Origin of the sequence: Ancylomarina subtilis, from assembly GCF_004217115.1 — a bacterium.
GTDB lineage: Bacteria > Bacteroidota > Bacteroidia > Bacteroidales > Marinifilaceae > Ancylomarina > Ancylomarina subtilis.
Window position 1 is genome coordinate 2,590,391 of sequence record NZ_SHKN01000001.1, and the last position, 16,146, is coordinate 2,606,536.

Genomic DNA, 16,146 nt, shown 5'->3' on the forward strand with positions numbered 1-16,146 from the left:
TTATAGATTGAAAACCATTTTAACATGTCGGCCCTCAGCACTATAGTGGACTGAATCGGCCAAATGATTCATCAAAAATACGCCTCTTCCGTGAGTTTTCTCAATATTTTCGGGAAGAGTTGGGTCCGGAACGCATAAAAAATCAAATCCATCACCTTCATCCTTGATAACACAGGAGATACAGCGCTTACTCACCTGAAAATGAATTGTAACATTTTTCTTGTGATCGAGCTTATTGCCATGGAGAATAGCATTATTTACAGCTTCCAAAACGGCCAAACTAATTTTCTCGGAAGCCTCAGGGCTAATTTGATAATGTGAAGACAGGTTACTAATGAGGTTCTCGACACGTTTTAAGTAATGCATTCGAGAAGGAACTCTTAATAAGTTATCTGCTTTTGCCATCGTTCAATCGAATAAGATAATCCAAATAAATTTTATTGTAGTAGTCTATGAGTTTCACATTCGAATCATTAAACAAATCATCGAAGTCGGTATCTGTTTTCTTATACTCAAATATAGCTTTTGGGTTACTCAATTTATAATCTTTGCCCGATTTACTTTCCCTTTTCTTATCAAAATCCTTCTCACGTGTGGCGTTTTCAGCCTCCAACAATCGAGTCATAATCTGATTCTGACGAATAATAGTCTGTCGGTTAATCGAAAAATTAGAGATTTCGCGTTCCGTTTGCTCCATCATCTTCATCACCTCTCTCAATATTTTTTCAGTCTGCTCACCATATCCGCCATTCTGAATCATCTCATTCATCTTCCGCCTGAACATCTCTTGCTCTTGCAGGTATTTACCTAATTTTTCACTCTTATGTCCGCCTTTACCTTCACCATCTTTCATGCCTTGAATCATTTGCTCAAGCATCTTTTTCAAAGACTCTTGCTGCGACTTCATTCCCGAAAAAGAGGGCTGGTTCCCTTTTTTATCCCCCATCTGACTCCCTGGCATACCGTTAGCCATTTGCTCCATGAGTTGTTTCAGTGCTTCTGATAAAAAGACGGCCAACTCATTAATCTCGGTCATCGATTTTTGCTGTGTCACTTGAGCTTGATAGACTCTATGAGCGTTCAACTCGTCTAAACTCTGCCTTAAAAAATCCTCCAATTCGAAAATTCTATTCCCTATCAGAGCAGCAACCTGAGGTGTACGGCTCGATAAAGACAATAAAGAATCCTGTAACAATTGATATTCTTCAGCCAAAACCCCTTGCCTGTCGATAATATTGACATATAATGGATTAAGGTAATTGATTTTTCTCAAATCTAAAATAAGCTTTTCTTGTTGAAAAGAAAAATCAATGAGATTGTACAGCAATTTACTCAACAGATCGGTATCAATACTCATTTGCATCGACATACTTCCGGCCATAGCCGAGCCAAGTTTCTGAGCCAAATCAGATTGTTGACGGGAACTTTTCTGCATGCTCTTTCCAGCCTTACCCATTTTATTTTCGCGCAACTGATCGAGGCTTTCCTGCATGCTCTTCATGATCTCATTTTTCTCATTCTGAAAATCGCCGAGCTGATAAGGTTTTGCAATGTTTGAATTCTTCTTCAACAATTCATCCAAATCTTTTTCAATTCGCTCCCACTGCATTTGTGCACTCACTTGTTTTCGAATGGTAGACTCCTGATCTTTTCGCTTAGCTTGAGAAAGTGTTTTTTGTTCCTCCGCCAATTTTTCAATTCGTGAAGAAAGTTGTTTCACCCCCAACTCAATTTCGTAACGCTCCAACAACTGAAGGTTACGATCGAGTTGCTTCTGAAAATCCGACATAGACATTTTCAATTGATTTCCCAATTTATTAATCTTGTCTCTATCCAACTCTTCAGACAATTTATTGAACTCATCAAAAAGTTTTTTCAACTCATCGTCCATAATTTTCTCCATCAAATGCTCAATCTTCTTTTGCTTGTCAAGAAGTATGGAATCCTGCAATCCAGCCGCCTTCATAAGCTGATTTTTACGGGCATTATCCTTCTTAATTTCTTTTAAGAGATTCTCAAGCTGCTTTTTTCGGGCATCAATCTCATTAAACACTTGATTTTGTTGCCATTGATCACTTGAATTGTCCAATAAACTTTTCTGTAATTTATGAACATCCTGTTGAATTTCACGAGAGATTTCCCGAGTCTGATCAATTTTACGACTTAAGCTATCTTGTATAATAGAATTCAGTTCAAAAACCTGTTCGGCACTTGGTAAGTAAAATTTTAAAAAATCTGATTTCGTAGATTTAAATTTATTGATCGCATCATTGTCAAAAACTTCAAAATAATATTGCACTTGACTTCCCTGAGGTAAATTCGCCGATGAAAAATCGAAAGCAAAATAAAATTCCTGACGCGTTCTGTTTTTCTGAATTGGAACGGGCAAAAATTTAGCGACATCCCCTTCCGGTTTATATACAAATCGTAATTTACTAAAACCGTAGTCATCCTTAATAATACCTTTAAAATAATAGACCGAAGCAGATACCGTATCGGTTTGTATACTTACACCTATAGATGGAAATTGGTCGGGTATAGCATCCAGTTGATAACGGGTGTATATCGATTGGCTATAATCAGAATTTGCAAGACTAATTGAATAAGTGTCTGATTCAAAAAATTGATCGGCGAACGTCAACTTCGAATTGGGTACAAATACAAGAGTGTCTTTTTTCGCAAAACTTAGTCCGATACTATCCGCATTACAAGCCTCTATAAGCCAACTTAATTTTGAACCGACAGGAAAGCTTACATCCCCTATTTGTTTCTCTGTACGGGCAGGTAAATTCGTATAGGATGGTGGCTGAATACTGATCTCCAACTGATCCAGTACCGGTTTCGATTTAACTCGCAATTGATAGGTTGAAGATTTAATTTGCCCCGATTGTAATGTGAAAAAAAGCTCAGAATTGATATTTCGAAACTCATAAGTAAAAATCCCTGCGCCGTCAGAAAGCATTAAATACTTTTGTCCCCCATAAATCAACTCGACTGACTCCGGAATGTATTTGCCATCCGTATGAAGGCTTAAGATATAATCTGCACCTTTTTCAGCAATCAATTCAGAATCGATAACAAACTCAAAATCTGCTGGTGCCTTATAATCCTTCCGAAAATGTATGAGGCGCTGATTGCTACTGGGATAAAAATCAGGATAAGCAAAATATATAAGAAGACACAAAAGAATAACACTCAAAAGATATTTGAGATAGATATAGGTGTCTCTAAAAGAAATACTCTCCCTAAAAGATAAGACAGAAAAAGAATCGATACGCTGATTGATACTGGCAATAAGCAGGGCATTATCCTCAGAATTCGCTAACGAATTTTCACTAAGCTCGTATGTATTTAACAAGCGATCTTCGAGTTCGGGAAAGTGCGAGGAAATCAGAGAAATCGCTTTTCGATATGAAATACGTGAACCTTTATATAACAAGCTCCTTAATGGGAGAACAATAAGTGAAATGAATACAAAAAGCTGTAAAACCGATCCAATAAGAACCAGAATCGTCTTCGTACGTGCGGAAAAATATAGGTGATATTCAAAAACGCTTATCCCTAAATAAAGCACAATCAAAAAAAGGATTGTAATCAGAAAGCCTCTTAAGAGTTGATACTGGTAATACTTCCGGATAAAATTATCCAGTTTCTCAATAAATATCTCTCTGTTGGATTCCATTCACAAGAATTATAGATAAATTGATTGAAACGACTACTGTTTTAATAACCAAAGAGAAGGGTTCAGTTTGGTTGTCTCCTTCCACATTTGGAATTTAAGTATGGTTTGATTTTCTTTCTCGTCGGTATAAACCACCCCAATCTTCTCCTTAGCCGAAACCAAATCACCTTTTTTAACCGTAACTTTTGCAAGATTGGAATAAACAGTCATATATGCACCATGCTTTATAATAACAACCATATTTAAACCCGGCATAGATAAAATATGAGTAACCTCACCTTTAAAAATTGAACGGCAAACAGATTGAGGTTTAGTCGTGATATCAATACCATCATTGTTTACCCTCACGTGTTTTAATACCGGGTGAGCATGTTGACCAAACTTCTGAGATATAAAGCCCGTAGGTGTCGGCCATGGGAATTTACCCTTATTTTGACCAAAAGTCTCGCCAAGCACTTTCTCTTCAGGCGTCAGACCATATGCGCCACTAACATTCTTTTTCTTTCTAGCCAAACGTGCTTGTTCTGCAATAATTTTGCGAATCTTTTTCTCAAGTTTTTGGTCATTACGACGCTGAGTCGCTAAATTCTGACGAAGTGTTTTTTCCTTCTTTTTTAATTGCGCAAGTACACCTGATTGCTGATTCTTTTGAGAAGACAATTCAGCTGATGCCTTTGTATTTAAAGCCAGTAAAACTTGTTTCTCTTTTTTGGCAAGCTTTAAACCATCCAGCTTTAAATCAAGATCAACTTTTGTTTCCACCAATTCTTCTCCCCGCTTGCGGGTAAATTCAGAAAATTGTTGCAAATACTTGTATCTCTTATAGGCCTGATTAAAATCTTTAGAAGCAAATAGAAACATGAGTTTGTCACGAGAATTCTTTTGACGATGTGCATACACAATCAATTTTTCGTACTGTTTCTGAAGCTGCTTGTATTTTTGCTCTAGTCGTGAGATTTCCTTTTTAGTTTTCCCAATCTTAGAGTCTGTATAATCCAATTCTTTTTGGATATTACGAATCATATTCTCCTGAAGTTTTATCTTTCTATTGAGAACAGATAAGAGCCCCAGGCTGGCTTTTTGTTTCTTTTGAGTCTTTTGGAGTAGTTTCTGAGTGTAAGCAATATCCTTTGCATTTTGCTCCTTTTGCCTCTTTAGTTTAGATATATCTTGTGCATTTACCGAACAATTCAGCAGTAAAAAAATAAGACTGAGAAATAGAAATAACTTCTGACTTTTAAGAAATCCCATAATTTATTGTGGATAGATTCTTTTAAATTTACTAGAAACCTTAAATGGAAACTTAATTTCCTGATCCAATACGAGTTTATTATATTTTAATTTACAAGATAAGGATTGTACTGAGTCTTTCACCTTAAAAACCAATTCGCTTGGAAATTTCTGCCCTTCCAAATTAATAAAGTCCCGATATTTTAAGACCATATCCCTCTCCTCACCAAATAAGCGAACCAAGACATCGGTAATTTTCATCAGTGAAGGATCAATTTCGAAACGTTGGTAATTGAATTTATAAAGTTTCTCGTATTTATCCTTTCTCAACTTTCGCTCAACCTTAGAAGCCTTATCTGAAATAAAAACATATTTATCGTCAATTGCTTTCCCTTTAAAGTTGCGAATAAAAGGGCGTTGCTTTTCGTAAAGCTCACGTAACTGAAAAATTGAATTGGTTAAGATACTTTGTAATGTATAAAAATCAACATCCATATTGAGTTTCTCCGACAAGAAAAAGAAATCGCTGGCAAGGTATTCCTTTTTCAATCGATCGATGATCTTAACCGAGTCAGGCGTAATATAAATACGAGCTACCTCAAGGATTCCGGTTGGTGCATTCAACTGCACCATAATAATACTATCGCGTAGAATTTTAATTGATCCCTTTACGTTTTGTGTTTTTTCGTTTGATTCGTAATGTGCAGAAAAACGTTTAATCCAAAGCGTATTGTATGACAGACTGCTATCCACAATCTGATTGTATAACCTGTTATCACTTATCCAATGAGCTCTTTTCCGCCCAAGCTCATAAGTTGACTTACACGAAAATTGCAACAATAGCAGAAGCAAAAAAGTACCACCCAACAGGCAATTTTTCATTCGAAATATTTTCATAAACTATTCAGGAATCACCCCTGTTTTAATCTTTTCTAATAATTGCTTAGAACCTTCACCAAGCTTTTGAGCATTTTCCCACTCGGTCATTGCCGCTTTCTTATCTCCCAAACGGTAAAGAATATCGCCATAGTGTTCGACGATAACAGCAGATTCCCGTCCTCCAAACTGAAGGGCTTTTTCCATGGCGCGTTTCGCATCAGAAAACGAGCCTAGTTTAAATAAGACCCATGCGTGTGTATCAAGATAAGTTGAATTTTCTTTTTCAATCTCAACACATTTTAAGCTCATCTCCTTAGCTTTTTCCAATCTCTGATCAAGCACAGACAAATAGTAACTGTAGTTGTTTAAAACCACCACGTTATCAGGATCAAAAAGAAGAACCTCATCGTAGGCTTTGAATGCTTTCTCGGTATGACCAAGTTCGTATTGCGCGTCGCCCAAATAGGTGAGAAATTGAATTCTCATGGGGATATTATCTCCCACGTAATTAAACCCTGTTGTTAGCGATTTAACAGCCCTTTCATAATCTTTCTTTTGCGCTGCTGCAACCCCGTTAAAAATATACAACATCGGTTGAGTTGGAAAATACTTAATAGCCTCTTCACTTTCAGTTAGCATGCTGTCAAAATCCAATAACTCATTGTCAATAAACATCAACTCTTCCCAAATGACATAGTTCGTTTTCTCTTGCGCAAGAACTTTTCTCAGTAGTTTTCGAGCCCCTGCACTATCTTTCTGACGTCGCAAAAAATCGGCATAAAGTGCATTGACATGGATATGGTCGGGATGGACTTTTATCAATAAATCCAACAATTCTTTTAGGGTTTCATCGGTGACCTTATTTTCCGGATCTGCCATAATCACACCCATCAGGTATTGAATCTTCTTATCCGGATCCACCATGTCACTGGCAAAAGCCTTCTTCAAGGCGTTTTGAGCTAAGTCATATTTCTTTTCTTTTCGGTAATACTCAGCCAAATAGAAATGAACCAGCCCATTTTCAGGAGCAATCTCTACAATCTTTTTGTACAGATCCAATGCTTTTTCACCATCCCCATCCTGAAGATACATATCGGCAAGCAAACCGTAATTCTCAACCTTGAAGGGGAATTTTTTTATGAGTTTATTCAACTCTGAATAGGCATTCTTTCTCTTATCTAAACGAAGAAAAAGTGTGTGTTTGTTTAAGCTAACCTGTTCAGTTATGCCAATCTTCTTTTCAAGCTTTTGGTAGACTTCCAGAGCCTCTTCAAACTTTTCAACCGATGCATACAACTCGGCCTGTATGTGATAAAAATCATTACGCTTGGGGAACTGATTTGCCAAATTTGCATAAACCTCACAAGCCTGTTCAATCATACCTTTGGACTTATAAATACCTGCTAATTGAACCTGATACCACATATTTTGGGGCTGTAAAGCCACCGCTTCACGAGCTAATGCAAGCGCAGAATTAAGATTCTCTTTACCGATGTAAATATTAGCCAACTCGTAACGGGCCACCGCACTCGTATTATCAAGCTTAATGCAGGTTACAAACCAGGAAATAGCTTTCTCATACTCACCAAGGACCAAGGCCTTTTCGCCTTCATGAAATGCAAAATCGAACTCAAGACGTTTCTCTTCGGTCAGTTCAGTCTTTGTCTTTCTTTTATCCTTCCCTTTCTTTTGACCCAAAGCCACCGAAGAACTTAAAGCAAGTGCTCCGGCAACGATATAAACTATAATTTGTCTTTTCATCATTCTATTTGTATTTCAATCCGATCAAATTTACAGACACGAATCGATTCTAAAGCCAGAATCAACTGGCTTCAGAATCTAAACTTTGATCAAATTAATTAGCAATTGGTGTAATCACCAACGCTGTATTCTTTTGCTTCACCAGTAACTTCAACAAAATTTCCTAACATGGAATTCTTTATATTACCGCCAGCAATTTTGGTATTTGTTTGTACAATCGCATTAGAAACCAATGAGTTCTCAACGAAAGAATTATCTCCCAATGAAACATGAGGCCCCACAACGGAATTCCTGATCACTACATTTTCTCCAATATAACAAGGTGGAATAATGACTGCATTCTCATTAATCAGGTTCTCAGCAACCAATTTATCATCTTTATGATATTCAAGAATACGCTGATTGGTATTTACGGTTGCATCCTTATTACCACAATCCATCCACTCAATCACCTGCCCGGGAACAAAGCTCAATCCCTTATTTTTCATGTTTTCAAGAGCATCAGTCAACTGATATTCCCCATTAACCACAACTTTATTATCTAAAAGATATTGCAATTCAGACTTAAGGTTCGCACCATCCTTGAAATAGTAAATCCCGATAATAGCCAGATCTGACACAAATTCCTGAGGTTTCTCAACAAAATCGGTAATCTTGTTGTTTTCATCCATTTTAACCACACCAAAAGCTGATGGATCTTCAACTTTTTGCACCCAAATAACAGAATCGGCCTGATCGTCTAAAACAAAATCGGCTTTAAATAATGTATCTGCAAAAGCCACAACCACCTTACCATCAAGTGAATTTGCTGCACAGTGAATAGCATGCGCTGTTCCTAATGCTTCCCTTTGGTAATAGATACTTGCTTTTGCATTTAAATTGGCTGCAATCCCTTTTAGCTGATTCTCTACTTCAGCACCAAAATCCCCAATAATGTAAGCGATTTCTTCAATCTCCTCTCCTGAAACCTTGGCTATCTCTTCTAATAAGCGTTGAACAATCGGTTTTCCAGCAATTGGAATTAATGGTTTTGGTACCGTTAATGTATGTGGGCGCATACGCTTACCCATTCCGGCCATTGGAACAATAATCTTCATTTTATTCTTTAGTTTTTTATATTTTTCTCATTCATTGCCCACCCCAAACCACACAAAACAAGGGGCGTTTACAAGGCAATCTCAAAGTTACTGAATAAGTTTTAGTAAACTCAGTCTTTAATAATTATTAACGCTTAACGAATTTATTCTTTTCCTGTATGACCGAAACCTCCCGCTGCTCTAACGGTTTCTTCCAGCTCCTCAACAGCTTCCCACTCTACAGTTGCGTGAGCTGCAACAATCATCTGACAAATACGATCACCATCGTTAATCTCGACCATAGAATTAGACAGATTAGCTAAAATCACACGAATTTCACCACGATAATCGGCATCAATCGTACCAGGAGTATTTAAAACCGTAATCCCTTCCTTCAAAGCCATTCCGCTTCGTGGACGAATCTGCGCTTCATATCCTGCAGGTAATTCAATAAACAAACCCGTTGGAATTAGAGTTCGCTCAAGTGGCTGAAGCATCACCCTTTCATTAATATTAGCACGCAAGTCCATACCCGCTGATAAGGCTGTGCTATACTTCGGTAAATCGTGTTTCGATTTATTAATAATCTTAACCTTCATTTTTATATTTGTTTCGTTTTTATTCGATTTCTATTCACATATTATCCCCAAAATCAGGAAATTAATCCACTATCCTTTCTTTCTAAGCAAAGTCCATAATTTTTCCTTCTGGAAAACGACCATTAAAAATAAAATAATTAATGGAGTTTTAACTAACATTTTAAGCCAATGGTTTTCGAGCTGGATAAAGGTGCTAAAAAAATAAAGCAACATTCCCAGTCCAAAATAAGTCGCAATACGTTTTAAATTATAAGGAATTGGATAATAGATCTGTCCCAGAATATAACTTGTAATTGTCATTAAAACGGAGCAGACCAAAATGGCAATGGCTGCACCATAATAGCCCATTGAGGGAACTAAAATAATATTCAACATTAATGTAATTGCAGCCCCTCCAAGGGCGATATAAGCCCCCAAACGGGTTTTATCAGTAAGCTTGTACCAAAGCGACAATGAAAAGAAGATACCGAGAAATAAATTCGCCAACAGGACTATGGGGACCACATCCAAACCTGCATGAAACTTAGGCCCGATAAGTATCTTCACAATATCCAGATAAAACATTACACCTAAGAAAATCAACAAACCGAAAATCATGAAATATTTCAGAATATCTGCATAGAGTTTCTTGCTGCTCTCATCTTTACTCTGCGAAAAAAAGAATGGTTCAAAAGCAAAACGAAAAGCTTGTATAAAGAGAGTCATGATAACGGCCAACTTAAAGTTTGCGCCATAAATCCCCGTCTGTGCTAAAGCCTCGCTTGCATCAGAAATCAACTTAGGCATCAGCATTTTATCCACATTCAAATTAATCTGTGCAGCAATACTAACCACCAAAATAGGAGATGCATATTTGAGTACTTTACGAAGCAAAGTCATATCGAACTGCCATTTCACCTTAAGTAAATCCGGTAAAAGCAGGATCAGATTAAAAAGACTTGCCACAAACATCGCGATAAAAATATATCCAATCCCAATATCCGGATTCCAAATACGGGTTATACCCCATTCGGGGAACCAAGTATTTAACTTCGGACAAAGCACCAAAAAGAGCAGATTCAAACCTAAATTAATCCCAATATTACTCAGCTTAATAAAGGCATATCGCAAGGGTCTGTTCTCTTGACGAAGCTTAGCAAAGGGTAATGAGGTAATGGCATCAAAAGCTAAAGTAAGTGCCAGCAGAATGATATAGATTGAATGATCACCTACGTTCAAAAACGAAGATATCGGATTTAGAAAAAAGAAAACTCCCAGCAAAAATAGGAGACTTGTTGTCGTTACTGACAAGAATGTCGTAGAAAAGACAGTCGACTTACAATCATCATCATTGGCATAACGAAAAAAACCGGTCTCTAATCCATAGGTCAAAATAACCAAGGTCATGGCAACATAAGCCATCAGGTTGGTGACTATCCCATATTCAGATTCTACAAATATATTGGTGTAAAGTGGTACCAAAAGCCAATTTAGCAGTCGTCCGAGAATGGAACTTACACCATAAATGGCTGTTTCGCCAGCCAATTTTTTTAATGGATTCAAAATTTCGTGTGTTGGAGTTAAAATCTACTTTTAGGATAGCCTTAAATCCTCATCCTGTTCAAAACAAAATACTGTAACAGATTGAGCTTATAGACACCCCCATAAGAAGACAAATATAACGAAATTTAGGTTTTAAGCCCTCGGATTTTCCGATTTGGACAAATGAAAGGCTATAACGCTGTTCATGCAGAATGATCTAAACATTTTTACTGATGTGCCACATCAATAAACTTGAATTTAGTTTGCCAGAACAATCAAAATGAAAATGGAATTATTGCTCCACGTGGAGCAATTCACAATAAATAACAGATAAGGAGCTCTTTATTTAAATTGAATACAAATAGAGTCACTACAAACGTTTCCGAGGGCACTCTAAAACGTTTGCACTCATATCTGCCTGAAAATCACTTTCAAAAACCGTTTTTAATGCTCACCTTTGTGGCGTACGCGTTTAAGGAACGTTTATGTTAGTGTTTGTTGTTTAAGTATTTTGTGAGCATCCCGATTGGTATTCCCAGTCGGGATGTTTCATTTTATATTACTCATATCTCAAACTCTCGATAGGATTCTGTTTGGCACTCCTAGTGAAATTTAAAACAGTAACAAGTGCTACAAGCAATAGAATAATCAAACTACAAATCAAAAATATTCCCCAATGTAGCGGTAACTTATATGCAAAATTCTGCATCCATAAGCCTGCTGAAAACCAAGCTCCCCAAGCACCGAGCAATACGGCAGGAACAGCCACAATCTCAATGTCCCACAAGAACACCTTAAGAAGGGTTGAAAACTTGGCTCCATTTATTCTTCGAATTGCCAACTCCTTGCGTCTCCTAACCGCCTCATTAGTTGTATACCCGAGTAATCCAATAATCGTAATGAGTAAGATTACAGCACTCCCAGCCATCATCGCATTTCGAAATCCACGTTGTTGCTCATAGGCTTTTTCCTGCTCCGTTTCGAGACTCTTGATATTCGCATCTTTATAGGGTAGTGCCTTATTAAAAATCTCTCTTATTTTACTCATCATTCCTGCTTGAGTAGTAGGATATGTTTTTACCAAAATATTAAACGAATAGGATGGTCGCTTAATCACTTTTTTTATAAAGTTCGATTCTGACCTATAGAAGAATACAGCAGGACGGGTGTCTGGTTCTGCTTTTGACCCTATGGTAAAATCATCGAATATCCCTCTTATATATGTACCTCCATGCTCACTAAGAACAATATGTTTCCCTAAAAGGCCACCTTTCCATCCGTTATACAATTTAAGCATATCTGCACCCTTCTGACTAATCAGTAGATCACCATCAAGGGTCTTTTCATTCGTAAAATGATTACCTGTGGTCACAGAAAGACCTAAAATCGATAAATAATTTTCATCTATTGAATAAAAATCTGCCACATTAAATAATTCACTTTGCTTATCCTGAGATTGAATATTATTCCCTGAGATGCCGTTACATGGCATCATAGTACCAAGCCCCACCATCTCAACTTCAGGCATGGACCTTAAATCATGTAATACACTTGCAATTTTGTTACCATTCATACCACTAGTAGATCCATAAAAAACGCCCTCTGAATGGTAGCCATGAGAACTATTTTTCATTTTATCATACTGCAAACTAACGATAACCAACATAGATAAAATAAAAGAAGCTCCTACAAATTGAAAGGATAACAAAAACCGTTTCCATTGATTTCTTTTCTGCTGATAATGTCTAAAAGCATTCGCAACAGGTATTCGCGAAAAAAAACGGGCTGGTAAATAGCTCATTAGTGCAAGCATAAGTATCAATATTGCAAGTAGAGGCAAAATAACATAGGGGTTTAATTCTGAAACCAATTTGTGACCAACTTGATTTTCGGCTGCTGGCTGCAGTACCATAATCATGACAAAAGCTGCGAATAAAGAAATAAGAAAAAGAATCACAGATTCAGAAAATATAAGTTGTCGTAAATGACGTGCATGCGCTCCAAAAGTCTTATAAATAGCCGATGATTTGGAGCGTTCAACCAATACACTTAAAGTCAGCAGAATGTAATTCAACAACGAAACAAGCAAAACAGCAAAAGCAATCGTGCTCAGAATCAAAATCATATCTTTTAAATTCCCAATATAAACTTTCTGAATAGGCATGAATGAATATTTCAAAACCAGTCCGCCTTGCTGTTCTTCCAATCTTTCAATGTCCTGATGGACTTCCTGCATTTTTCTAACCGCAGGAGCAAGAGATTCAGCTTTAACCCCTTTAGCCAATTTCACACAAGCATAATAACAATCATTACCTAACCATTGGTCAGATCCATCCCACCGAAACTGACCTAAAGAAACCATAGAGATTAAAATATCATACTTATAGTTCGTGTTTTCAGGCAAAGCTTCAAACACACCACCAATTGATAATTTCTTACCTGGATACTCTTTTAATTCAATCAGCCTACCCACAACATCGCCCCCCATATTTTCAGCTATTTCACTCGAGATCATACAAGTCATAGGAGCTTTAAGAATATCTGTGGATTCGCCTTTAATCATGGTTCTTGGCAAAACATCAAAAAGATACTCATCAGTAAAGGAGAATTTTGCCCTGTAACTTTTTTTATCATCAGTATAAAATATTGAGTAATCAATGTCTAATAAACGAGCAGCACCTTCGACGCCAGGCACCTCGGCTTTTAAACCTGGAGCGATTGCTCCACTGACCCGATTATAACTTTCCATTGTCTCAGCCGATTTATCCATTTTGAAATTTTCATGAACGACATAAATTCTATCGGAATCAGGATAAAAGCTATCGAAACTGTAATAATAAAAAACCTCAGATAAAAGCAAAACCCCAAATGCCAAACCAGTTGCTAAAGATATAATACGGGCAGTGCTGTGCTCTCCTTTTCGAAACAAACGACGAAATGCTATTTTTATGAAATTCATGAATCTTATTTTTTAATTTTACTCATATTATTCTATATATCAACCTATTACTCATATCTCAAACTCTCCACAGGATTCCTCGTAGCTGCCCGCCACGATTGAAACGAAACCGTAAACAAAGCAATACCCATCGCTATAAGTCCTGTCAGAACAAATATCCACCAGCTGAGTTCTGTTTTATAAGCAAAATTTTCGAGCCATTTATTCATTGCATAGTAAGCAATTGGACAGGCAAGCACAAATGCCATGGCAACCCACTTAGCAAAATCTCGATTTAACATTGCTATAATCTCATGGTTTTTGGCTCCGTTAACTTTTCGAACACCAATTTCTTTGGTTCGTTGTGCGGAGATGAAATAAGAAAGAGCACTAATCCCAATGATTCCGATAATAATTCCAAGAATAGAAAAACTCATTAAGATTCGTTTCAGAATACTTTCAGATTTGTATTGTTGAGCAATCTTATCATCCATAAAGAAATAATTCATTTTCTGGTTGGGATAATATTTATTCCACACTTCCATAATACAATCCAGTCCTGTTCTGATATTTCCATGAGATATTCTAACATGAGTAAATCTGGCTCTGCTTCGAGATTCATCTAGGAGGAAAACATAGTCACCAATCTGATCGTGCGCAGAACTGTAATTGAAATCTTCCACAACGCCTATGATATCAACTCGTCTTTGATCTGCTTCCAAAGGTATTCCTGACCTGTATGAATTCATATTCTCTAAGCTTTTGTGTTTTTCCATCAATCTCTTGTACAAATGATTGTTGATAACCATCCCTTGAATAGTATCCGTTGACGTATTAATATAGTTATGAACAAATTGAATATCCATGGTTTTCAGGAAGTCATAATTAGCAAAAGACATTTCAGCATTTCCTTCAATACCAAATCCATCTAGTGAAAAGGTTTGAGTTGGATGCCCAAAATATTGCATTGTAAAACCAACCGATTCCACCTGAGATTTCTTTCTTAACTCATTGGCAAACACCTTGGGGTCTTTTGAGAAATCTCTCAGATTCAGAACAACAATATTCTCTTTGGTATAGCCAAGAGGCTTGTCCAATAGAAATGATATTTGTTTATTAACCAACATTGTAGAAGATATCAAAACAATGACGATCAGAATCTGAAATATCATTAAGGGTTGCAAAAGGCGTCTGCCTGTGAAAGGGGTTAAACCTTTGATAATATCGCTTGTGGAATTGTTTTTCAAAATAAAGAAGCGCACAAAAATCAAACTTATACTGCCACTAAAACCAAAAACAAGCAAAATAGCTAAGTAAATAATGGGTTCATTATAAAAAATATCAAACTGAATATCAAAGAACTGATTAATATAGGGCTTAATCAATTCAATTGAAAGCAAAGAGAGTAGAATTGATATGGAGCACAGGAGTAACACTTCCAATAAAACCTGGATCATCAAGTGTTTACGGTGAGCACCAACTGATGATTTCATGCCAAATTCTTTAGATCTTCTAAAGAGGTTTACCGTAACTAAACTGACAAAATTGACCAATGAAACCAGCAAAATGACAAAAGAAATAATCGTGAATAAATTGATATTGATCTTAGTGCTGCTCTCTTTTAATTCAAACCTGCAATTTGATCTTAAATGAATATCGGTGAGACTGGCGAGTTTGAATTTGTAATCCTTAGGACCTCGTGTTTGTCTAAAACTACTTTTATTAAAATGTGTCAGGATTTTATTTGCAATAAAAGATGGCGAAACACCCTTTTTCAATTTCAGATAGTTGTAAACCCACTGAATTTTTCTTGTTGATAATGAGGCATAACGTTCTTCAAGAGCCCCCTTTTGAGAAAGAAGTATTTCGCAATTAAAATGAGTTTTAATGGGGGTATTTTTAATGATCCCAACAATCTCAAATTTGCCAGGCCCCTCTCTTGATCGCAATTCCTCTGTTTCAATGTATTGCCCAATTGGATTCTCATTTTTAAAATATTTCATCGCAAATCTTTCAGAGATAAATGCGACATTGGGTTTTATGAGCTCGGATAAGTTTCCAACCAAGCTTTCAATACCAAACATGCTTATAAAATTTGTATCAACAGATAAAACATCTTCCTGCGATACCGTTTGGTCATGAATTTTAATGGTTTCAAGCTTTGAATGCGAAAACTGTGTTGCATTCTCAACTTCAGGAAATTGCATTGCAGCCTCTTTGATAAAGCCTAAACTCCTTGCCCATGGATCATTTATATGAGAAGGGGATGAAATCACCCTGTAGATATTTTGATGATCTATTATATGCCTATCGTAGCTTCTTTCATTTTGAACATGAATGAACAAGACAAAAAAGGACGCTATACCAAAGCTAAGTCCCAAAATATTGGTCAGGGAAAAAACGCGATTCTTAATCAAACGTAGAACTGATAATTTTAGATGATACCAAAGCATAATGCAG

Annotated in this window: 10 protein-coding genes; all 10 read right to left on the reverse strand. The window is 36.7% G+C overall.

Annotation, left to right across the window (positions count from 1 at the left end; all coding sequences use genetic code 11):
• The gene (locus EV201_RS10650) at window positions 1-405 is read right to left on the reverse strand and encodes an ATP-binding protein (RefSeq protein WP_242610475.1); all 405 of its coding nucleotides are present in this window, start codon (window positions 403-405) and stop codon (window positions 1-3) included.
• Entirely contained in the window at window positions 389-3,682 is a 3,294-nt protein-coding gene (locus tag EV201_RS10655) for a CCDC158 family protein (RefSeq protein WP_130307546.1), read from the reverse strand. Before EV201_RS10655 ends, EV201_RS10650 begins: the two co-directional genes overlap by 17 nt.
• Before the next feature lie 33 nt (window positions 3,683-3,715).
• Entirely contained in the window at window positions 3,716-4,933 is a 1,218-nt protein-coding gene (locus EV201_RS10660) for a murein hydrolase activator EnvC family protein (RefSeq protein WP_130307547.1), read from the reverse strand.
• Between the two features lie 3 nt (window positions 4,934-4,936).
• The gene (gene lolB1 / locus EV201_RS10665; RefSeq protein WP_165389630.1) at window positions 4,937-5,794 is read right to left on the reverse strand and encodes a lipoprotein insertase outer membrane protein LolB1; all 858 of its coding nucleotides are present in this window, start codon (window positions 5,792-5,794) and stop codon (window positions 4,937-4,939) included.
• 18 nt (window positions 5,795-5,812) lie between these two features.
• The gene (locus EV201_RS10670) at window positions 5,813-7,555 is read right to left on the reverse strand and encodes a tetratricopeptide repeat protein (protein ID WP_130307549.1); all 1,743 of its coding nucleotides are present in this window, start codon (window positions 7,553-7,555) and stop codon (window positions 5,813-5,815) included.
• Between the two features lie 95 nt (window positions 7,556-7,650).
• Entirely contained in the window at window positions 7,651-8,649 is a 999-nt protein-coding gene (locus EV201_RS10675; protein WP_130307550.1) for a sugar phosphate nucleotidyltransferase, read from the reverse strand.
• A gap of 143 nt (window positions 8,650-8,792) precedes the next feature.
• Window positions 8,793-9,227, reverse strand: a complete 435-nt coding sequence (gene dut / locus EV201_RS10680; protein ID WP_130307551.1) for a dUTP diphosphatase — start codon at window positions 9,225-9,227, stop codon at window positions 8,793-8,795.
• 69 nt (window positions 9,228-9,296) lie between these two features.
• Window positions 9,297-10,769: a lipopolysaccharide biosynthesis protein gene (locus EV201_RS10685; RefSeq protein WP_130307552.1), complete on the reverse strand. Its 1,473-nt coding sequence runs from the start codon at window positions 10,767-10,769 to the stop codon at window positions 9,297-9,299.
• Between the two features lie 538 nt (window positions 10,770-11,307).
• Window positions 11,308-13,707 (reverse strand): FtsX-like permease family protein, encoded by a 2,400-nt coding sequence (locus tag EV201_RS10690; protein WP_130307553.1) that lies wholly within the window; start codon window positions 13,705-13,707, stop codon window positions 11,308-11,310.
• A gap of 47 nt (window positions 13,708-13,754) precedes the next feature.
• Complete coding sequence (locus tag EV201_RS10695) at window positions 13,755-16,139, reverse strand: ABC transporter permease (RefSeq protein ID WP_130307554.1); 2,385 nt, start codon at window positions 16,137-16,139, stop codon at window positions 13,755-13,757.
• Between the last annotated feature and the right edge of the window lie 7 nt (window positions 16,140-16,146).